Source organism: Streptomyces violaceus (assembly GCF_036014075.1).
In the GTDB taxonomy this organism is placed as follows: Bacteria; Actinomycetota; Actinomycetes; order Streptomycetales; family Streptomycetaceae; genus Streptomyces; species Streptomyces violaceus.
The window spans coordinates 8,252,353-8,273,501 of sequence record NZ_CP107911.1; the positions used below are offsets into that span (position 1 = coordinate 8,252,353).

The 21,149-nt window shown below is 70.8% G+C and carries 11 protein-coding genes and 1 pseudogene; 2 read left to right on the forward strand and 10 right to left on the reverse strand.

All coding sequences use genetic code 11. The features are described from left to right. Positions 1-252 precede the first annotated feature (252 nt). The 3 genes from OG542_RS37230 to OG542_RS37240 are packed head-to-tail and all read right to left on the reverse strand — an operon-like array spanning position 253 to position 3,808. Entirely contained in the window at positions 253-2,598 is a 2,346-nt protein-coding gene (locus tag OG542_RS37230) for an ABC transporter permease (RefSeq protein ID WP_328416813.1), read from the reverse strand. Then, positions 2,595-3,287 (reverse strand): ABC transporter ATP-binding protein, encoded by a 693-nt coding sequence (locus OG542_RS37235; RefSeq protein ID WP_311129773.1) that lies wholly within the window; start codon positions 3,285-3,287, stop codon positions 2,595-2,597. The genes OG542_RS37230 and OG542_RS37235 overlap by 4 nt, the downstream gene beginning before the upstream one ends. Then, entirely contained in the window at positions 3,284-3,808 is a 525-nt protein-coding gene (locus tag OG542_RS37240; protein WP_328416816.1) for a PadR family transcriptional regulator, read from the reverse strand. Before OG542_RS37240 ends, OG542_RS37235 begins: the two co-directional genes overlap by 4 nt. Positions 3,809-4,191: 383 nt before the next feature. Between OG542_RS37240 and OG542_RS37245 the strand changes: the two genes are divergently transcribed. Then, positions 4,192-4,896: a GNAT family N-acetyltransferase gene (locus OG542_RS37245; protein ID WP_328418261.1), complete on the forward strand. Its 705-nt coding sequence runs from the start codon at positions 4,192-4,194 to the stop codon at positions 4,894-4,896. Positions 4,897-4,945: 49 nt separating this feature from the next. On the opposite strand, the pseudogene OG542_RS37250 reads toward OG542_RS37245, so the two are convergent. From OG542_RS37250 to OG542_RS37265, 4 genes and pseudogenes are all read right to left on the reverse strand, one after another. After that, a pseudogene (locus tag OG542_RS37250) lies at positions 4,946-6,813 on the reverse strand (SpoIIE family protein phosphatase); the annotation flags it as partial. A 94-nt stretch (positions 6,814-6,907) separates the two neighbouring features. Next, complete coding sequence (locus OG542_RS37255; protein ID WP_328416818.1) at positions 6,908-7,093, reverse strand: hypothetical protein; 186 nt, start codon at positions 7,091-7,093, stop codon at positions 6,908-6,910. A 143-nt stretch (positions 7,094-7,236) separates the two neighbouring features. Then, the gene (locus OG542_RS37260; protein WP_328416820.1) at positions 7,237-7,995 is read right to left on the reverse strand and encodes an extracellular solute-binding protein; all 759 of its coding nucleotides are present in this window, start codon (positions 7,993-7,995) and stop codon (positions 7,237-7,239) included. Between the two features lie 331 nt (positions 7,996-8,326). Beyond that, complete coding sequence (locus OG542_RS37265) at positions 8,327-9,211, reverse strand: DUF3626 domain-containing protein (RefSeq protein WP_328416822.1); 885 nt, start codon at positions 9,209-9,211, stop codon at positions 8,327-8,329. 207 nt (positions 9,212-9,418) lie between these two features. Here OG542_RS37265 and OG542_RS37270 point away from each other — a divergent pair, with 207 nt between their 5' ends. After that, on the forward strand, positions 9,419-10,318 hold the full coding sequence (locus tag OG542_RS37270; protein ID WP_328416824.1) for an endonuclease/exonuclease/phosphatase family protein: 900 nt from the start codon (positions 9,419-9,421) through the stop codon (positions 10,316-10,318). A gap of 51 nt (positions 10,319-10,369) precedes the next feature. On the opposite strand, the gene OG542_RS37275 is transcribed toward OG542_RS37270, so the two are convergent. From OG542_RS37275 to OG542_RS37285, 3 genes are all read right to left on the reverse strand, one after another. After that, a complete protein-coding gene (locus tag OG542_RS37275; RefSeq protein ID WP_328416826.1) occupies positions 10,370-11,482 on the reverse strand; it encodes an ABC transporter substrate-binding protein in 1,113 nt (370 codons plus the stop codon). Positions 11,483-11,597: 115 nt separating this feature from the next. Further along, on the reverse strand, positions 11,598-13,100 hold the full coding sequence (locus tag OG542_RS37280) for a tryptophan 7-halogenase (protein ID WP_328416828.1): 1,503 nt from the start codon (positions 13,098-13,100) through the stop codon (positions 11,598-11,600). Then, entirely contained in the window at positions 13,097-21,106 is an 8,010-nt protein-coding gene (locus OG542_RS37285; protein ID WP_328416830.1) for a type I polyketide synthase, read from the reverse strand. The genes OG542_RS37280 and OG542_RS37285 overlap by 4 nt, the downstream gene beginning before the upstream one ends. Positions 21,107-21,149 lie beyond the last annotated feature (43 nt).

Here is a 21,149-nt window from a genome sequence, read left to right on the forward strand (position 1 = left end):
CCGGACGTCGCGGGTCACCGGGCCGGTCCGGACGCCCAGGCCCATCGGCCTCCGGGCCGATCAGAGAGAAGCGGGGGAAGGCGTGCCCGTCGACCCGACCCTGCCGCGCCCGCCGGGCAAGTCCTGCGACGAGTACCCCTTCGCCAGCACGTGGCAACGGTGACTGTGCTGACGCCGACCGGGCTTGCCTGTGTGCAGGGGTGGGCTCCTCCTGGTAGTAGGAGGAGCCCACTTCACAGGATGTGTGAGGGGTTATTCCGTGCGCAGGCCCGCTGGGCGCATCATGCGCAGTAGCGGCGGCAGGCTGAGCAGCGTGACCATGCCGACCACGGCCGCGCCCACGCCGGTCATGGTGAGTACGCTCGTCCAGTCCATGGTCACCGGTGTGCGGGTCATCTTCAGCAGTACCGCGCCGAGGGTGACGCCCACCGTCGTGGCCAGTACGAGGCCGAGTCCGACCGGGAGGGCCGTCTGCCACAGGACGGACAGGCTGAGTGTGTGGCGCCGGGTGCCGAAGGCGACCAGTGCGGAGAGCAGCTTCCTGCGTTCGCGCAGCTGTTCCAGCTGGGATACCAGCAGGCTCGCTCCGATCAGTGCCAGCACGAAGGCGGAGCCGACGAACAGGCCGGTGCGGATGGAGGTGTACTTGGCGTCCTCCTGGGTGGCCGACCAGGCGAAGGTCTGTGCCAGGGGGTCGATGCGGGCGGCGACGTTGCGTATGTACTCCCGTGAGTCCGGCACCGAGGGGTCCAGACGCAGGTAGACACCGTCCGAGATCACCGCGGGCGCGGCCTTGTCGGGCAGGGCGGCGGGGGTGACCAGCAGACTGGTGTAGGCCTGCAGTGAGTCCTTGCGCGCGTTCACCTCCCGAATGTTCGCCGGAACGGTCCAGGGCACCTCGAGGCCGCGTTCGGGGCCGTCGTACGACGGTTCGATGTAGAGCTGCCGGCCGGGCTTCACCAGGGCGATTTCGGATGCGTTGCTGGGGTCCGCATAGCCGCTCCGCGTTCGCGTGATGAACACGTCACCGTCCTTGCAGGAGGGCAATGTGGCGAGTTCACGCAGGGCGGCGCAGTTACCCACGGTCAGGCCTTCGCTGTTCTCCGGGTTGCGAGGCGAATCCCCGTACTGGGAGCGGGCCAGGGCCACCGCGGCCCGGACGCCCTTGGTGCCGGTGAATTCGCGCTCGATGCCGGACAACGGCTCGGGGCCGCTGAAGGCGACCTGCATCTGGACCCGGCTGGGGTCCTGGCCGGTGTTCTCGGTGTACTGGCTCTGTGTTCCAGTGAAGAGCATCTGCAGCGCGATGGCCCCGGCCACCGCCACCGCGATGCCGTTGACCATGCGGGCGGCAGTGCCGCTGCTCAGCTGCAGCCGTCGCACGGCCAGTTGCCAGGACAGCGGGCCCTTGCCGAGCCGGACGACCACAGCCTCCACGACCCAGGGCAGCAGGGCGGTGATGCCGATCAGCAACATCAGGACGCCGCCGATGACGAGGTACTGGTTGAAGTCTCCGTTCTTACGGCCTTGGCCGATCATCGGGTAGAGCATCGCGAGGCCGGCCAGAGTCGGCAGCAGCCGCCACCACAGCCGGCGGCGGCGCTGCTTGGCCGCGCGTACGACACCAAGGGGTTCGACGACGACGCCGCGCATCGCGAGCAGCGTGACCAGCACCGCGGCGACCGGCACCGCCACCGCGACCAGCGCGGCAAGCGCGGGAGCGGGGTCGAGGTAGCTGGGCCAGACGCTCACGCCCAGCAACTCGCCGGTACCCAGCTTCTGGCGGCCGAGCAAGAAGAAGCCGCTGCCCACGGCCAGGCCGAGCAGGGATCCGGCCAGCGCCTCGCCTGCCGCGATCCGCCGGGTCATTCCCCGGTCGGAGCCGACCAGGCGCAGCGCGGCGAGGCGGCGGTCGCGGCGTTCGCCGCCGAAGCGGACGGCGGCGGCGATGAACACGGCGACCGGCGTCAGCAGCACCACGAACACGACCAGGACCATGAGCAGCAGCACCGGGTCGGTCTTCTCGGGCGTCGCGTCCGGGTCGCCGAACTTGGCCAGCCGCGTCACCAGGGAGGAGTCCGTGAGCTTCAGCCCCGAGGCGCCCGCGTAGTAAGCCAGTTCGTGCGAGCCGATCAGCCCGCTCTCGCCGATCGTGCCGGTGATCTCGTACGGCAGGCGCTCCCGCAGCAGTTTCGCGCCGCCCGAGTCCAGCAGGTCCTTGAGCGCGGGGGAGACCACCATCTCGCCCTTGCCCGGGAAGCGTTCGAGCCCCGGGGGCAGCGGCGCCCGCCCGCCCTCGGGTTCGACGAGCCGGCCCCGGATGTCGTCGTCGTGCCAGGTGGTGTCGGCGGCGGCGATCAGGAGAGTGCTGTCGGACTTGGGCGGGACCGTCCGGGAGTACATGTTGGCGTAGCGGGCGTCCTCCACCTCGCTGCGGGAGGCGAACACGTTGGGCATCGCGGTGCACAGCAGGAGCAGGGCCACGCCGAGGCCGACGCCGACCGCTGTCAGCGTCATGCGGACCCAGCCCTCGCGGCCGCCGGTGACGGCGAACCGGGCTCCCAGAGCCAGGTCTCTGGACCACTGTTGCGGACTCATATGGCGCGCTCCATGTCCCGGGACTTGCCGTCGCGTACGACGATCTCGCGGTCGGAGTAGGCGGCCACCCGCGTCTCGTGGGTGACCAGGACGACGGCGGCGTTGGTGGAGCGGGCCGCGTCGGTGAGCAGTTCCATCACGCGCTCGCCGTTGAAGGAGTCGAGCGCGCCGGTCGGTTCGTCGGCGAACAGCACCCGGGGGCCGGTGACCAGCGCGCGTGCCACGGCGACACGCTGCCCCTGGCCGCCGGAGACCTCGCCGGGCCGCTTGCCCTTCAGGTCGTCGACCTCCAGGCGTTCCATCCAGCCGAGCGCCGCCCGCTCGGCTTCCTTGCGGGAGGCGCCGTTCAGCCTGAGCGGCAGGGCGACGTTCTCCACGCAGGTCAGTTCCGGCACGAGCTGCCCGAACTGGAACACGAAGCCGAACTCGGAGCGGCGCAACGCGCTGCGCTGGGCGTCGCTCATCGTCGTCACCTCGCGCCCGTTGTAGGTGATCGACCCGGAGTCGGGCGGCAGGATACCCGCGAGGCAGTGCAGCAGCGTCGACTTGCCGGAGCCAGAGGGACCCATGACGGCGACGACCTCGCCGGGGTGGATGGAGAACTCGGCGCCGTCGAGGGCGTGGGTGTGCCCGTAGGTCTTGCGCAGGTCCTGCGCGGTGAGCAGGGAACCAGGGGGAGAAGTCGTCATCGGGCTACAGCCTCACGGAGTCTGTCGAGTCGGGCGGCGGTCAGCTCCAGCCAGCGCAGGTCCGCCTCCAGGTGGAAGAGGGCGTGGTCGCAGATCAGCTGGTCCGCCAGATCGCCCTTGCGCTTGCGGTCGGTCAGGATGCGCATGCTGCGCAGGTGCTCGGAGCGTTGGGTGTCCAGGATGTCGGCGGCGTCCCGGTGGGTGAGCAGCGCGAGGACGACTTTGGTGTAGAGGGCCGACTGGAGGTACTCCTCCGGCTTCTGCGGGGTCGCGAGCCACCGCTCTACGTCGGTGATGCCGGCGTCGGTGATCGCGTAGCGCTTGCGTTCAGGGCCGCCGCCGGCCTCGATCCCGTCGACCTTGACGAGGCCGTTCCTCAGCAGCCGGGACATCGTCGAGTAGACCTGGCCGTAGTGCAGCGGCCGATCGTGACCGAACGTCTCGTCGAAGGCCCGCTTCAGGTCGTAGCCGTGTCGCGGGCCGGACTCCAGGAGCCCTAAAAGGGTGTGACCGATGGACATGAGCACACTCTACACATCGTGTATACACCGCATGTATACGCCGAGTGTGTAGCTCATGGCGGGGCGTACTGCCGTGCAGGTGAGGAAGAGGAAGCCGCCACTCGTCACGATTCCGAAACGGGCCGACCCCGAACCGCCCGGCCATGACAGGGCGCAGTAGACGAGCGGCTACGCCCCGCCAGGCGGGGGGCTGTCGTAGCCCTTGTCCCCCAGCAGGCCTCGGGGCGCCTGCGGGGACGGCCGGGGTTTCCGGTGACGGGCAGGACGCCGTTCCCCCGGACCGGGGCTGACTACGATGGTCCGCCGGTATCCGATGGCACCGTGTCGGTCATGGAGTGACCGACTTCGGCAAAGAAAAAGAAGAGGAGTGGCGCAGCACGATGATGGGTCTTGGCGACGGCGTCGCACTCGACGACCCGGTGGGGGAGTCGCTCCGCGGCCACCACGGGCATCTGGCTCGCCGCCTCGGCGGGGCTGTCACCTACCTACCGGGAGTCGCGACCTTCTCCGCGATATCCGCAGAGGCGGACTCGGCGGGGTGGGGCGACCTCGCCAGGCTGCTGGGGCGAGGCGAGTTCGCTGACATGTTCAGCTGCCCGGCGACGCCGCCGTCGGACTGGGAGCCGGTCTTCGTCCTGGAGGGCCGTCAGATGATCTGGGCCGGCGACAATCGTCCGGATGACTCTCGGGTCGAGCTCGACCCCGCCGTGGTCCAGCTGGGCGCTGGGAGTGTGCCCGGGATGCTCGGCCTCGTCGAGCGGACCCGACCGGGGCCGTTCTGGCCACGTACCCATGAACTCGGCACCTATCTCGGCATCCGCGACGGCGGCTCGTTGGTGGCGATGGTGGGCGAGCGGCTCCGGCCTCCTGGATGGACCGAGATCAGCGCTGTCTGCACCGCTCCAGAGGCACGCGGACGTGGCCACGCCGCCCGTCTGGTGCGCGCGCTCATCGCGCGCATCGTGGGTCGGGGTGAACGTCCCTTCCTGCATGTGGCCGAGGCGAACACCGGCGCGATCGCGCTCTACGAGCGGCTCGGGTTCGAGACCCGGAAGCACGTGACGTTTCGCGGGTTCCGCACTCCGTGAGGTAGGCGCCCGGTGAGTTGCCTGACGCCATGCCCCCGGCGCCGTCAGCTCACCAGGCCGCGTCCTCCCATTGGTCCAGCAGGGCGTCGGCCGACACTCCGTCGGGATCGCTCGGCGGGCTCTGGGTGGACTGTTCCGTCCAGATCACCTTGCCCCGGGCCGTGTAGCGCGTGCCCCACCGCTGTGCGAACTGGGCGACCAGAAACAGCCCTCGTCCGCCTTCGTCGGTTGTCGCGGCCCGGCGCAGGTGTGGCGAGGTGCTGCTGCCGTCGGAGACCTCGCAGATCAAGCTGTCGCGGTCCTGTACCAGCCGTAGCCGGATCGGCCCTATGCCGTAGCGGATGGCGTTGGTGACCAACTCGCTGATGATCAGCTCGGTCGTGAATGCCATCTCCTCCAGACCCCAGGTCTCCAACCGGCGAGTGACATCCGACCGGATGCCGGCGACGACCGCCGGATCGCTGGGCACGTCCCATTCGCCCATGTGGGAGGGGTCCAGCAGGCGGGTGCGGGCCACGAGCAGGGCGATGTCGTCGCTCGACCGAGCGGGTAGCACCGCGTCGAGGACGTCCTGGCAGGTCTCCTCCGGTGTCCGGTCCGGGTGCGCCAGGGCGTGACGCAGTTTCTCGAGACCGGTGTCGAGGCCCCGTTCCCGGTCCTCGACCAGGCGATCTGTGTAAAGCACCAGCCGGGAGCCCTCGGGGAGGGTGAGTTCGGCGGTCTCGAAGGGTTCACCGCCGCCCAGGCCGAGCGGCGGTGAACCGGGCACCCGCAGGTACTCCACGGTGCCGTCGGGGTGCACCAGGGCCGGCTCGGGATGCCCGGACCGTGCCAGTGCGCACTTCCCGGATGCCGGGTCGTAGATCGCGTAGAGACACGTGGCTCCCGAGACGCTCTCGTTGTCCCGCTCGACGTTCTCGTCGCTGTCGATCCGGGCGACCAGTTCGTCCAGATGCCCGAGGAGTTCGTCCGGGGGCAGGTCCAGGGCGGAGAAATTGTGCACCGCGGTGCGCAGTTGGCCCATCGGGCCGCGGCGTGGAGGCCGTGCCCCACCACGTCGCCGACCACCAGGGCGACCCGGGCGCCGGGCAGAGGGATGACGTCGAACCAGTCGCCCCCCACGCCCTCCAGGGCGGGCAGATAGCGGTGGGCGACTTCCACGGCCGAGTGGTCGGGCAGGGAGCTGGGCAGCAGGCTCCGCTGGAGCGTCTCGGCCAGAGTGTGCTCACGGGTGTAGCGGCGGGCGTTGTCGACGGCGACCGCGGCCCGGGCGGCCAGTTCTTCGGCGAAGGCCAGATCCTCTCCGCCGAAGTGAACCGCGTCCGAGCGCCAGAAACTCGCCATGCCCAGCACCACACCGCGGGCCTGGAGCGGCACAGTGATCAGGGAGTGGAAGCCGAGGTCCAGCAGGTGCCGGGCGCGTTCGGGGTCCTGGGCGGTCATCCACTCACTGGATGCGGTCAGGTCGGCGTCCAGGACCGCACGGCCGCGCTCGGCGCCGACGGCCACGGGCGAGGTGGGGACGAAGCGGATCAGCTCCCCCACCGGGGAGAGGAACCGGGCACCGTCGGCGCCGTGTACCGCCAACCGGCGCATCTCGGGGCTGGGGCCGGCCGACACCGCACCCCGCAGGATCGGATCCAGCAGATCGACCGTCGCGGCGTCGGCGAACCGGGGGACCGCCACCTCGGCCAGTTCCTGCGCGGTGCGCACCACGTCCAGCGTGGTGCCGATCCGTATCCCCGCTTCGTACAGCAGCCCCAGCCGCTCCCGGGCCACTTCCGCCCGGCCCGCCAGTACACGCAGCTCTGTCGTGTCGCGCAACGTGACGACACTGCCCGCGGGGCGGCTGCCGGGATCGACCGGCCGTATGTTGACCGCCAGCAGCCGGTCGCCTGCCAGGTGCACCACGCGCGTGGGGCCGGAAGGCCGAGAATCGACCAAGGTGCCTGGCCATACCGACTCTTTACCATGCGTAATCATTTACGGCCATATGGCTGGGGTCGGTCGGTCAGTTGCGCACCCACTCCTGCCAGCGTCTGGTCACGGAGTCCTGGTTCTCCAGCCACCACGCGATGTCCAGATCGAAGCCCGACAACAGGTGACCAGGCGTGCTCGCCAGGTTCAGGGCTGTGGATTCGGTGAGAAATCCGTAGGCGGCGGGCACCACAGGCCCTTCGGGGTATATCCGGGCCATATAGGCCTGCACCTCGGGCCGCAAGGCGAAGTCGATGAGCCGATAGGCGGCGTCGGAATTGGCGGCGCCCTTGGGAATTCCGTAGCCGTTGCTCTGCCTGCGGGCGCCGTTCCACTCGTACGCGAGCAGAGACCCGCCCTTGATCAGGTTCTGGACGCGGCCGGCCAGGTGCTGGAGGCCACGACCCGGTTGCGAGCCAGCAGCTCACCCGGTTCGGCGCCGTACTCCCAGAACGTCCGCACCGAGTCCCTGATCTCGTCGAATACCTTGAAAGCACGGTTCACGTCGAGCGGGTAGAGCCCGTCGAGCGGCACCCCGTCGGCGAGCAGGGCGAACTCCAGTTCCGGCCAGTCCACCGTGCCCTGAAGCGCCCTTCTGCCCCGGAAGGTGCCGAGGTTCCAGAAGTCCGCCCACGAGGTGGGCTTCCTCCCGTCGAAGGCGTCCGCGCCGTAGGCGAGGACACTGGCCCAGTAGCTCTTGCCCACACCGTTGAGGGTGAGCAGGGACTCGGCGATTCCCGCGTTCCTGGTGTTCTTCAATCGGCCGTAGTCCAGTTCCTCGGAGGCGCCCGCGTGCTCGAAGCGCACCAGATTGGACATGTCGATGTCCATGACGTCGAACCGCGGACGCCCTTCCTTGATCTGGGCGAGAATCTGGGTGTCCGAGAAGTTCACCACGTTGATCCGGACGCCGGTTTCCTTGGTGAACGGGTCGTAGATCGCTTTGCGGTTCGCCTCGCCATAAGAGCCGCCGAAGTCACGGACCACGAGCAACTTGCTGCTCTTGGTGGAACTCCGGCCGGTGTGGCTGTCGCACGCGGTGAGCGATGCGGCAGCCGCACCGGCCGCGATGCCGCCGACCCCACTCAGGAAGGCCCTGCGGTCGATCCCGACGTCTCCCACGGGCTGCCTCCACAGTGTCTTCTGGGTGATCCGTGACGGAGGGCGATTCCCGGCCGGTCCTGCTCCGTGCTTTAGTCAGTTCCTATCAGGAAAAGTACTGTCTTCACAGACACAGTTTCGCGCGCCGTGTGGGGCGAGACGATGACGCCTGGCATGTCCCGCAATGGCGATTCCGCAGACAGCGGCTCCTGGACCGCGTCGGTGACGAGCGGCCCGGGGTGGTGCCCCCGTTCCCCTGCCTCTGCTGTGCCCGGCGCGAACCTGCCAGCGCGCGTCAGCGCCTCCATGCAGCCGCCGGTGGCATGTGTGATGTTCCAACGAGGGCCATCGACTACAGCCTCTGTGTCAGTGCCGGACTCATCAAATCGTCAGAGGCATTCCCAGGCGCCCCGAAACGCGCCAGGTAGTGCCACACTTTCTTGATCGCCTGGGGGTCATGGTGGCCGGCACGCGCTGCATCCCCGACGATGCACGGATCGAGTACGCCGTCGACGGCGATCTGTGCACCCAAGTCGACGTACTCCTGACCGCGATAGCCGGGATGACACAGGAGTTCCTCGACCTTGAGCCGGAAGCCGGAGTGCCACTCCACGGGGCAGCCCAGGCGCAGGGCCGCAACCTCGACAGCCGTACCTCGATAGCAGGGGTCCAGGACCAGCGCCTCCACGTGGCGGTTCGGTCGTACAGGCCCGTGGACCTGCGCCTCGATGTAGTCATCAAGGTCGTCCTGACGATCGGCGAGGGCAAGCTCGATGAGCCCCATGCGGGCCGCGACACCGAAATCTGAGGGTTCAAGGAAACTGTCGGGGTAGCAGAACGTGGTCCGCTCCAGCGTCTCGGCTGTCAGCCGGAAGTGGGCAGAGCCGAACCGCGGTGCCCCGCCGACGGGCTTGCGACGGAAGTTCAAGGCCCCGTAGACGGGCCGCTCAGCAGCGGGCGCTTCGTCGTACGCCCCGTCGAAGATCCGGCTCTCCCAGCGCCACCGGTCGCCGCCGGAATAGGCGGTCAGTCCGCCGTTGCTGGTCCCCGTGACGAACTGCGAGCGGTAGACACCGTCCTCGGCCATGGCATCCAGGATCGGCTTGCCGTGCAGCGGGCGGTCTGGGTGGAAGTTGAGGGTCACGCGCAGCGTCGGGTTCAGCGAAGGGCCCGACGCCAGTTCCGCGACATGGCCAAGGGCCCGTTCCTGCGCTGTCTTGGGGGCTGCGGAGCTCATCCGCACAGTGTTCCTCAAGCCGATCAACCGCTGCACGCGGATTGTCTACCGACAGTCCGGCCGTGCGGAAGACGGGACTTGAGCGCCGAAAAGGGATGCCCCTTGCTCGCTTGCCGAGTGGGGCACAGCGCGAGGGGGGAGGGGAGATGCGCCTGCTGAAGGATCAGAATCGTGTGTCGCTGACAGTCCCGTCCCATAACCTCGTCCATGGAGACGTCGGATGCCACATGGATCCGTACAGAGGAGGCCATGGTGCTCGTAAGGGGTACGCGGTTGCTCGCGGGCGCCGTGGTCGTGGCCTGCATGGTGCTGGTCGGACCCAGCGCACCGAGCGGTGCCCTCTTCGGCAGGTCGGTACCCGTCGACGCCGTCAGGGATGTCGTACCGAACCGGGTCATGACGTGGAACATCTGCAACCCCTGTGACGCGAGCAACGTCGGCCGGGCGGCGGAGATCGCCACCTATGCGCCTCAGGTCATCGGCCTGCAGGAAGCGTGCGTGCGTGACGTCGAGAGGATCCGGGACTATCTGAAGAGCCTTCACGGGCTTGAGTATCAGGTCGAGTACGGGACGGTTCTTCGGGACTGGGGCCGCTGCGGGGGAGTGCCGTGGAGTCCGGGAGCCTTCGGTCAGGCGGTCCTCTCCGCGGCACCGATGAAAGACTCCGTCAAGGCGGAATACCCCGACGGAGGATCCGAAGACCGTGGGTACATGGCCGTCACCACCATGGTGGGCGGCCAGCCCGTCCGGGTCTTCAACACCCACCTCGCCCAACGACGTCAAGAAGCAGTCCGAGCGGACCAGGCCCGGGTGCTCGCCGTGGACGTCGCCAGATACGACCGCGCGATCGTTCTCGGCGACTTCAACGCCGTGCCGGAAGCTCCCGAACTCACCCCGATCTGGGCTCTGGCCGCGGATACGGACGCCGAGTGTCGTCCTGCGTCCCCCGGCGCCGCCTGCAAGCCGACCACCGACTGGCACAGCAAGTTCGACTACGTCTTCCTGCGAGGCATCGCCCCGCTCGAGCACCGTGTGCGACCCACCCCGTACTCAGACCACGACCTGCTGCACACCGACGTCGATCCAAGCTTCAGCGCGGGCCCCTGACCAGCCGAGGCCCGACGGGTCGCCGAAGCCGCCGTCGATCGCGTCCGTGACTCAGACGGTGCGAAGGATCCGGAAGCGGTCGGGTTCCGCCGGATCTCGATCAACGACTTGGACGGGTGGCCCAGCCCATTGCCAGACGCTGATGCCTGGCGTGCGGGTGAACTGGATCTGTCCGCGGGTGCCTTCGACTGCGACACACGCCCAGGATTCGGCCATGCGCCGCCGGTCCGGGCCGTGCGAGCGCAGCACGTCGGCCAGGACGGCGACCGCGTCGTAGCCCTCGAAGGCGACGAAGGAGGGCGCTTCGGCCAGCTGATCGCGGAGGGCCGCCCCGACTCGTGCACCGAGGGGGCTGAAGCGCTCGGGCAGGTAGCGCAGGAACGGGATCCCGGCGCCGTCGTCGCCCAGCAGCGTCGCCCATTCGGCGAACTCCGGTTGCCCGGCCGGAGCACCGATCATGATCTCGGCGAGGCGCTGGTCGCGTCGGACGGATCGGACGATCGGCACGGCCGGCTCAGGGTGGCCCACCAGCAGCAGGAGCGCTGTCGCGCGATGGCGGACGAGTGCGTCGCACACGGACGTGGGGGTGAGCGCGCTCATGTCGAGTTCGATGACGGTGCCGCCGCGTGGGGCGAGGTGGTCCCGCAGTATGCGGGTCCCGGATGCCCAGTAGACACTCGGCTGGGTCGCCACGGCGATACGGGTGTGGCCCGCGCCCAGGAGGAAGTCCGCGTAGACCTGCCAGCCGCGGGACTGCGGCGGGGAGAGGCGCGCGACCCAGTCCGTCGGCTGATCGGTGAGCGTGTCGAGAACCGCCGACGAGCAGAGAAACGGCAGGCCGACGGCGTCGGCCCTGGCGGCAGCGGCGCGAGCGACGACGCTGTGATATTCCCCTGCCACGGCCGCCACGCCCAGGCCGGCCAATTCGTCCACGGCCGCCGCGGCCCTCTGCGGATCAGCCGCGGTGTCCCGGACCACCAGCTCGAGCGGTCTCCCGACGATCCCGCCGGCGTCATTGACTTCGGATACGGCCAACTCGAGTCCCGCGAGCAGGTGGTGGCCCGCCTGGGCCCAGCCGGGCCGAGTCAGCGGAGCGAGCGCGCCGATCCGGACAGGTGATCCGTCAGCTCGATCCGCTGCGGGTGGCGATGCCGGCCTGTTCACGTTGACCTCTCCTTTGTGTCGATGCGGTTGCGGCTTGCTGTTGGGCCCGAGCAGCGCGACGACATCGCCGGCGGCGGCGGTGAGATCCGCTGAGCTTCCAGGCCGCGAGAAACCCTCATTCGCCCCTCCTCTGAGGTTCGACCCAGGACAGTCCGTCCTCCGATGGCACCAGGCCGCCCGGCCGCAGCGGCGCCTCGTCCTCCAGCGGGCCGCCGAACAGCCCGCGTTCCTGCAGGACGGTCCCTTCCTGGAACACCTGCCGGAAGGTCGTGGACTCGTAGAGCGGATTGCGCAGGTCGTCGGCGTCGGGAAGGCGGCGCACGGCTCGCTCGAAGTCGTCGGCGACCGCGGTCAGCCGTTCGCCGGCCGGCCCGGCTCCGGTGAGTGACGTGTCGCCGGACGCCAGACCGCCCACCAGCTCGACGAACGCCTCCAGTTCCGTCGTGCCGATACGGGTGACCTTGCGCGCCTTCCAGAAGTACGACCGTTCGTCCTGGTGCATGTCGTAGAAGGAGACCAGGAACTCGTGGAACAGGCTGTACTCGTGCCGGTAGCGGGCCTCGAACTCGGTGAACAGACGGTTCTCGTCCAGGGTTCCGGCGAGGCAGCCGTTGAGGGACCGGGCGGCGAGCAGCCCGCCGTAGGTCGCGAGATGGACTCCGCTGGACAGCACCGGGTCGACGAAGCACGCCGCGTCCCCGACGAGCGCCATGCCGGGCCGCCACAGTTGCGACTTCCAGTACGACCAGTCCTTGCGGACGCGGACCTGGTCGTAGGGCGCCTCCGTGGCCTGCGGGACGCCGTCGAGGAGGTCGCGTATCTCCGGGCAGGCGTCGATCAGCCGGCGCCAGGCGGTCGCCGGGTCCCCCTGGACGGCGTCGGCGTTCTCGCGGGCGACCACGGCTCCGACGCTGGTGAGGTCGTCCCGGAGCGGGATGTACCAGATCCAGCCCTCGTCGAAGGCGGCGCAGAAGATGTTGCCGTCGTTCGGTGCCGGGAGCCGAGCGCCGCCGGCGAAGTAGCCGAACACGGCGATGTTGCGGAAGAAGTCGGAGTAGATCCGCTTTCCGCCGACATGCGCGTGGATCCTGCTGCCGTTGCCGGAGGCGTCCACGACATACCGGGCGCCGGCCTCGCGGATCTCGCCGTCGGGCCCGGTCCAGCGCACCCCGCGGACCCGCTCCTCGTCGGCGAGTACACCGGTCACACGGCAGCCCTCCCGTACGTCCACCCCGACCCGGTGGGCGTTGTCCAGGAGGATCGCGTCGAACCGGGACCGCTCGACCTGGTAGGCGAACGAGGTCGGGTCGGCCAGCCGGGGCGACAGCGCGAAGGAGAACTGCCAGGGATCCCGGTTGCGGCCCCAGCGGAAGGTGCCGCCGCGCTTCGGCTTGAAGCCCGCCCGCGCCATCTCGTCCTCGACGCCGAGGATCCGGCACACGCCGTGCACGGTGGAGGGGAGCAGGGACTCGCCGATCTGGTACCGCGGGAAGGTCTCCTTCTCGACGAGGAGGACGCGATGGCCGTGCAGGGCGACGGCCGCCGAGACGGTGGACCCGGCCGGGCCGCCACCGACCACGATGACGTCGAAATCCTGCGGGGGACGGGCCGGACTCACTGGTCTCCCTTCGTCGTTCGCGCGTCGATCCAGGTGCGGATCGCCGACGCGGTGGTCTCCGCGTGTTCCAGCATCATCGTCAGATGGTCGCCGGGGACGTCCGCGACCTCGTGTGCCGCGGGCCAGGACGTCCGCCAGTGGTCCGTGTCGGCGGAAGCCTCCATGGCGGGCGTGGGCCGCAGCGCGCGTACCAGGAGCGTGGGCGTGGCGATCGGCTCGGGGTCCCAGCCGAGGAAGATCCGGTTGTAGGCGCCGATCGCCGCCAGAGCACTGTCGTCGTCCCCGGTGAAGAGGGGCCGTCCGGTGTCCTGCGGCGGTGGGGCGGCCAGGGACAGCAGCCAGTCCTTGGCGCTGTTCTCCGGCGTGATGTGGTAGGTGTCCAGCAGCACCAGACCGTTCGGTGCCCGGCCCATGTTCTCCAACTGGTGGGCGATCAGGTGCGCCACATTGCCGCCCGCCGACCGCCCTACGACCACCAGGGGCCCGTCCCCGACGTGCCGCAGCACGTTCTCGGCCTGTGTGCGCGCCAGCGCGGCACGGTCCTCCGGTACGGCGGCACCGGCGCCGATCCCGGGATGCGGGAACTCCAGGACGGCCAGGTCGTCTTGGAACGCGCCGTGGAAGCGAGGGAAGTCTCCGCCGTCCGACCCGAGCGAGGGATGGTAGGCCGGGAAGTAGACGACCGTCGGCCTGACGGAGCCGGAGCGGCCGTGGGAGCGGCGGATCGGGGGCAGCGCGTGCTCGCGACCCTGTGCGGCCGGGAACGTGGGCAGTGCCCAGGACGCCGTGACGAGCAGGTGCATCGCCGCCACCGGCTGGCCGGCGGCGCTGACCGTCCGGAACAGCGAGGAGAGGGTGTACGCCTGTTGCTTGGCCCCCGCCGCCCCGGCCACCTCGGTGGCTTCGGGAGCCGCGGTTGCGGCCGGTTCGCCGTCCAGCAGGCCGAGCAGATGGCGGGCCAGCTCCTCGGCCGTACGGTGCTCGAACACCACCGCGGCCGACAGCCGGAGCTTCAGCGCGATGCTGAGCCGGTTGCGGATCTGAACGGCGGTGAGGGAGTCGAACCCCAGGTCGGCGAGGCTCTTGCCGGTCGGGAGCGCGTCGGCGTGCGGGTAGCCGAGCACCGCGGCCACGTCGGCCCGCAGCAGCGCCACGAGCGCCGCCTCCCGCTCACCGGGGGGTAGCGGGGCCAGCCGCTTCCGCCAGGCTCCCGGCTCCAGCATCTGCCCGGAAGACCCGGCGGAACCGGAGGACGTCCCCGCGACGGTCGGCCGGTGCTGACGGACGAGCCCGCGCAACGGCGGTGGCACGTGCCCCGCACCGGACCGAAGCGCTGCCCGGTCCAGCAGGATCGGCGCCAGGACCGGTGCCGTCGAGCGCAGCGCGGCGTCGAACAGGGCCAAGCCCTGCTGTGTCGACAGCGGCACGAGCACGTCACTTCCCTGTGGGTGCTGTGGGTGCTGTGGGTGCTGTGAGGGCAGCCCCGCCGCCATGCCGTCGGCGTGCTCCCACGGGCCCCACGCCAGCGACACCGCCGGGAGCCCCTCGGCGGCGCGGCGCTGGACGAGGGCATCGAGGAACGCGTTCGCTGCCGCGTAGTTGGCCTGGCCCGCCCGGCCCAGCAGACCGGAGACGGAGGAGAACACCACGAACCCCGAAAGATCCATGCCCCGGGTCAGTTCGTGCAGATGCCAGGCCGCGTCGGCCTTCGGCCGCAGCACGGCCGCCATCCGCTCGGGGGTCAGCGAGTCCAGCACGCCGTCGTCGAGGACCCCGGCGGCGTGCACCACTGCGCTCAGCGGTGGCTCACAGCGCTTGACCACCTCGGCCAGCGCGGCACGGTCGGCCGCGTCGCAGGCGACGATGGCGACCCGCGCTCCCGACGTCTCCAGCGAGCTGCGCAGCTCCCCGGCTCCGGGTGCCTGCGGCCCACGGCGTCCGGTCAGCAGCAGATGCCGCACGCCGTGTTCGGCGACCAGGTGACGCGCCAGCTCCGCGCCCAGCGCGCCGGTGCCTCCGGTGATCAGCACCGTGCCGTTCGCGTCGAAGGGAGCCGCGTCGCTCGAGGCATCACCGGCCGCGGCCAGACGCGGGACCGTCACCTGCCCCTCTCGCACGCGCAGCTGCGCCTCACCGGTGGCGATCGCCGACGGCAGCATCCGCAGCGACTCGGGCCGCCCGTCCACATCCACCAGGACCACGCGACCCGGCAGCTCCGACTGCGCCGCACGCACCAGACCCCAGACCGCCGCACCGGCCAGGTCCGGCACCGGCCCGGTGGCATCCCGCGTGACCACCACCAGCCGTGAGCCCGCCGTGCCCGGATCGCCCTGCCAGTCCTGGAGCCCCTTGAGGACGCGGCCGGTCAGCTCGTGTACGGCGCAGAGCGGATCGGTGCCGGTCGCAGGGGCGACGGCAGTCACGGCGACGACTTCGGGGTTCACGGCGCCGGGCAGGAACTCGGCGAGGTTCAGCTCGTCGGGCCCGCGTACCGCCCAGGCGCGCTCATCGGCGTCGCCGGAGACGTCGAGGGCGGCCCACTCGGGGCGGAGCAGAGTCCTTCGTACGATGTCGTCCGTCATGTCAGCCCGCTCGACCGGGAGTTCCCTGGTCGCCAGCGAGTCCACGCGTGCCACGAGCCGGCCGGACGGGTCGGCCAGGGTCAGGGAGACCGTGTCCGGACTCGTCGGCGTCACCCTGACCCGCAACTCCGTCGCTCCCGAGGCGTGCAGACTCACGCCGCTCCAGGCGAACGGCACCCGGACCGTGCCCGTGCCGGTGGACGCGGCCAGCAACGGAGCGTGCAGCGCGGCGTCGAACAGCGCCGGGTGGAGTCCGAAGCGGCCCGCTTGCGAGGTGTGCGAGGCGGGCAGTCCGACCTCCGCGAAGACATCGTCACCGCGCCGCCAGAGCGCGCCGACCCCCTGGAAGGCAGGCCCGTAGGCGAGCCCGGCGTCGGCGAGGGCGGCGTACGCGCCGGTGAGGTCCACCGCCTCGGCTCCCTGGGGCGGCCACTGGGTCAACTCGTCCTGCGTACCGCGGCCCCGGCCCAGCTGTCCCGTGACATTCCTTGTCCATGAGACGTCCTCGGAGGACTCCTCCGGCCGGGAGTAGATGTCGACCGTCCGCCGGCCCGAGTCGTCCCGCGCACCCACCACGACCTGCACCCGCACCCCCGCGTGACCGGGCAGGGTGAGGGGCGCCGACAGCACGAGGTCGTCGACCGTGCCGCAGCCCACCTCGTCGCCCGCCCGCACGGCCATCTCGACGAACACCGTCGCCGGCACGATGACCCTCCCGGCGACGACATGATCCGCGAGCCACGGGTGGGTCGCGAGGGACAACAGCCCGGTCAGCACCGTCCGCCCGGTGTCCGGTACCGGGAACGCCGGGCTCAGCAGGGCCCCGACGTCGGCCGCTGCCGGCGGCGTCGCGTCCAGCCAGTACCGCTGTCGCTGGAAGGCATACGTCGGCAGTTCCACCCGGCGCGCGCCGGAACCCGCGTACACCGCCGCCCAGTCGACAGCGGCCCCGGCCACATGAAGCCGCGCCACGGCCGACAGCAGTGTCTCCGGTTCGTACGCGCCGCTTCGCGTCACCACGGCGAGAACGGAGCCGGTCGTGAGCGCGTCGGGCAGACAGTCGGTGGCCGCCGCGGTGAGGACGGGACCCGGACCGAGTTCCAGGTAGGCGGAGACCCCGTCGCCCGCGAGCCGGCGCACGGCGTCGGCGAAGCGCACGGGCAGCCGGGCGTGCCGCGCCCAGTACTCGGGCGAGCACAGGTCCGCGGGCTCGGCGGGTCGGCCCGTCACGGTGGAGACGATCGGGATGCGAGGAGGCCGGAAGGTCAACTCGCGTGCCACATCGAGGAATTTGTCGAGCATCGGCTCGACCAAGGGCGAGTGGAAGGCGTGACTCACCCGCAACCGTACGGCCCTGCGGCCACGCGCCTCGAAGCCGGCCGCGACGGCGAGCACCGCGTCCCGCGCGCCCGAGATCACCACGGAACGGGGCCCGTTGACGGATGCGACGGCCGCCTGCGCCCCGAACTCCGCGAGCGCTGCCACGACTTCCTCCTCGGTCCCGTCCAGCGCCACCATCGCGCCGCCGTCGGGCAGTGACTGCATCAGGCGGCCGCGAGCGGCGACGAGCCTCGCGGCATCGGGCAGATCGAGTACGCCGGAGACATGCGCGGCCGCCAGCTCGCCGACCGAGTGGCCCAACAGGCGGTCGGCTCGCACGCCCCACGACTCGAGAAGCCGGAACAGCGCCACCTCGAAGGCGAACAGTCCGGCCTGGGTGAAGTCCGTACGGTCCACGAGAGCCGCCTCCGCCGAGCCGGGCTCGGCGGACAGCACAGTGCTGAGCGGCTGGGGGAGCAGATCGTCCAGGTACCGGCAGACCTCGTCGAAGGCGTCGGCGAAGACGGGGAAGGCGGCACGCAGTTCGGCACCCATCCGGGGGCGCTGGGCGCCTTGTCCGGTGAACAGGAAGGCCGTCCGGATCTCCGGGTCCGCCAGTCCTCGTACGACTCCTGGTGCGTCCCGGCCCTGCGCGAACGCGCTCAGCGCGTCCAGCATCCGGGTCCGGTCACCGGTCGGCACGATCGCGCGATGGGAGAGGGCGGTGCGCGACACGGCCAGCGAGTAGGCGACGTCGGCGGGCGACAGACCGGGCCGGTCCGCCACTTCGGCCGCGAGCCGGAGGGCCTGGGTACGCAGGGCGGGTTCGTCGGCGGCGGAGAGCAACCAGGGAACGGCGGCGGAGAGCAGCCACGGGGCGGGCTGCGCCGCCACCGTATCCGGGGAGACCGGCGCCTCCCTTTCCGGCGCCTCCTCCAGAATCACATGTGCGTTGGTCCCGCCGATCCCGAACGCCGACACCCCCGCACGCCGCGACCGGTCCGAGGCGGGCCAGGGCCGGGCATCGGTCAGCAGTTCCACACGGCCCGAGGACCAGTCGACGTGCGGTGAGGGCGAGTCGGCGTGCAGAGTCCGGGGCAGTTCGCCGTGTCGCAGGGCCTGCACCATCTTGATGACACCGGCGACTCCGGCCGCCGCCTGCGTGTGCCCGAGGTTGGACTTGACCGACCCGAGCCACAGCGGATGCTCGCGGTCCTGTCCGTACGCGGCCAGCAGGGCCTGCGCCTCGATGGGGTCGCCCAGCCTGGTGCCGGTGCCGTGGGCCTCCACCGCGTCCACGTCGCCGGCGCGCAGCCCAGCGTCCGCCAGCGCCCCTGTGATCAGCCGCCGCTGTGCCGGCCCGTGGGGCGCGGCGAGCCCGTTGGACGCGCCGTCGGAGTTCACGGCGGAGCCGCGGAGCACGGCCAGGACCGGATGGCCGTTGCGCCGCGCGTCGGACAACCGCTCCAGCAGGACGAGGCCCACGCCCTCGCCCCAGGCCGTGCCGTCGGCCGCCGCCGAGAAGGACTTGCAGCGCCCGTCCGGCGACAGCCCGCGCTGCCGGCTGAACGCGAGGAACGGCTTGGGCGTCGCCATCACCGTGACCCCGCCGGCCAGCGCCAGCGAGCACTCGCCCGAGCGCAGCGCCCGCGCCGCCCAGTGCAGCGCCACCAGCGAGGACGAGCACGCGGTGTCGACCGTGATCGCGGGACCGCGCAGACCGTAGACGTACGAGATCCGCCCGGAGGCCACGCTGCCAGCCGAGCCCAGCCCCAGATGCGCCTCCAAGTCGTGGGAGCGGCTGAAGCGGGCGGAGTAGTCGCCGTACATCACGCCCACGAACACGCCGGTGTCGCTCTCACGCACCGAAGCCGGATCGATTCCGGCCCGCTCCCACACCTCCCAGGACGTCTCCAGGAGCAGCCGCTGCTGCGGATCCATCGCGAGCGCCTCGCGCGGCGAGATCCCGAACAGCCCGGCGTCGAACTCCGCCGCCCGGTGCAGGAATCCCCCGTGTCGTGTGTACGACGTGCCGATCCGGTCGGGATCGGGGTCGTACAGGGCGTCCAGGTCCCAGCCGCGGTCCGTCGGGAACTCCGAGATGGCGTCCCGCCCCTGCGTCACCAACTCCCACAGATCCTCGGGGGAGTTGACGTCACCGGGGTACCGGCACCCCATGGCGACGATCGCGACGGGATCGTCGTCGGGGGAGCGGTCCTGTGCACGGGGCGCACGTGGGTGGTCGTCAGGCTCGCCCTCGAAGAGCGCCACGCGCAGGTACCGGGCGACCTCGGCCGGCGTCGGGTGGTCGAAGACCAGCGTCGACGGCAGGCTTCGGCCGGTCAGCTCGCCGAGCCGGTCCACCAGTTCGACGACGCCGACGGACGTCATACCGAGATCGGCGAAGGGGCTGTCCGCGTCGGGCAGATCGCCGGGCGTGTGCCGGCACACCTCGGCCGTTTCGGCGAGCACCGCTTCGCGCAGCGCACGCTCCTGGTCGTCGGGCGAGAGGGACAGCAGCCGCTCGCGCAGAGCGGTTTGAGCGGTGTCGGCCGTGGCCGGAGCCGGGACGGCCAGCGCGTGCCGGGCGATCTTGCCGGACGCGGTGCGCGGGACGGCGGCGATCTCGTGGATCTCGGTCGGCACCTTGTAGTCGGCCAGCCGGGTCCGGCACTCGGCGAGCACCTGCCGGGCGTCGATCCCCTCAGGACCCGGTACGACGAAGGCGACCGGCACCTCGCCCAGCACGTCGTGCGGCACCCCCACGACGACGGCCTCGGACACGCCCGGACACTGGGCCAGGGCCTGCTCGATCTCCGTGGGGTGGATGTTCTCGCCGCCGCGGATGATCAACTCGCTGACCCGGCCGGTGAGCCGGAGATGGCCGTGCTCGACGCGGCGGCCGAGGTCGCCGGTGCGGTACCAGCCGTCCCGCAGCGCGGCGGCCGTCGCCTCGGGCTGTCCGTGGTACCCGGTCATCAGACTCGGCCCCCGCACCCAGACCTCGCCCTCGGCCCCGTCCGGGACGTCCTCGCCACCGCGCGGGTCGACGAGGCGCACGTCCATGCCGGGGACGGGCGCCCCGCAGGAACCGTCGACTCCGGGCCCGTCGGGGCGGTTCACCGCGATCATGCCGCAGGTCTCGGTACTGCCGTACGCGTCGAGCAGCGGCGAGCCGAGGGTCTCCTCCACGGCCGCGCGCAGAGCGGGACCGCTCGGCGCACCGGCCACGACGCAGATTCGCAGCGCCTGTGGGAGCTCGCCCGCCGAGTCGACCAGTCGGTGATATGTCGTCGGCACACCGGCCAGCATGGTGAAGGGCCCGCCGAGCCCCTCGTGCGCCGTGAGCAGTTCCTGCCGCAGACCTCCCGGCGGGAGCAGCTCACCGGCGATCCGGGCGCTCGCGCCCACAGCGGTCACGCCCAGGATCGCCAGCGAATGGCTGAAGCTGTGGAACAGCGGAAGCGGCCAGAGCAGCCGGTCGTCGGGCGAAAGGCCGAAGATCGGGGCGTAGCAGGCGGCCACGGACCACAACGCGGCCCGCTGCGTGGACAGCACGCCCTTGGGCCGGTGCGTGGTGCCCGAGGTGTAGAGCATCCAGGCCGGATCGTCGAGCCCGAGCAGGTCGATCTCCGCGGACACGTCGCTCTCGACCGCGCTCAGGAACAGCTCGGCGCCGTCCGGGGCCGGGCCGGTCCCCGTGACCAGGACGCCCAGGCGGTCGTACGGCGGTCCCAGGCGGCGCAGTTGTGCGAGATGCGCGGCGTCGGTGATGACGAACCCGGCACCGCTGTCCTGGAGGAAGTGCGCCAGCTCGGCGTCGGAGGACCGCGGATTCAGGGGGACGCCGACCATCCCCGCGCGCAGCACGGCGAGGCAACTCTCCACCGTCTCCACCCGGTTGCCGAGGCAGATCGCGACGCGGTCGCCGCAGCCCAGCGCTGTCCGGGATTTCAGGTACGAGGCCAGCGAGCGTGTGCGGCGCTCCAGCTCTGCGTAGGTGACGCTGCGCGAGGAGTCGGAGTAGGCGACCCGCTGCGGGGCCACCTCGGCGTGCTGCCGCAACAGCTCCGGCACGGGCCGGATCAGCTCGTCACGCCTCATGTCTCCGCCTTCCAAGTCCCTCGCGGTACAACGATGTTGACCC

Bases quoted from the DNA above. Each gene is read 5' to 3' on its own strand.
- OG542_RS37230 (WP_328416813.1), bottom strand. From the start codon at position 2,598: ATGAGTCCGCAACAGTGGTCCAGAGACCTGGCTCTGGGAGCCCGGTTC.
- OG542_RS37235 (WP_311129773.1), bottom strand. From the start codon at position 3,287: ATGACGACTTCTCCCCCTGGTTCCCTGCTCACCGCGCAGGACCTGCGC.
- OG542_RS37240 (WP_328416816.1), bottom strand. From the start codon at position 3,808: ATGTCCATCGGTCACACCCTTTTAGGGCTCCTGGAGTCCGGCCCGCGA.
- OG542_RS37245 (WP_328418261.1), top strand. From the start codon at position 4,192: ATGGGTCTTGGCGACGGCGTCGCACTCGACGACCCGGTGGGGGAGTCG.
- OG542_RS37255 (WP_328416818.1), bottom strand. From the start codon at position 7,093: ATGGCCCGGATATACCCCGAAGGGCCTGTGGTGCCCGCCGCCTACGGA.
- OG542_RS37265 (WP_328416822.1), bottom strand. From the start codon at position 9,211: ATGAGCTCCGCAGCCCCCAAGACAGCGCAGGAACGGGCCCTTGGCCAT.
- OG542_RS37270 (WP_328416824.1), top strand. From the start codon at position 9,419: ATGGAGACGTCGGATGCCACATGGATCCGTACAGAGGAGGCCATGGTG.
- OG542_RS37285 (WP_328416830.1), bottom strand. From the start codon at position 21,106: ATGAGGCGTGACGAGCTGATCCGGCCCGTGCCGGAGCTGTTGCGGCAG.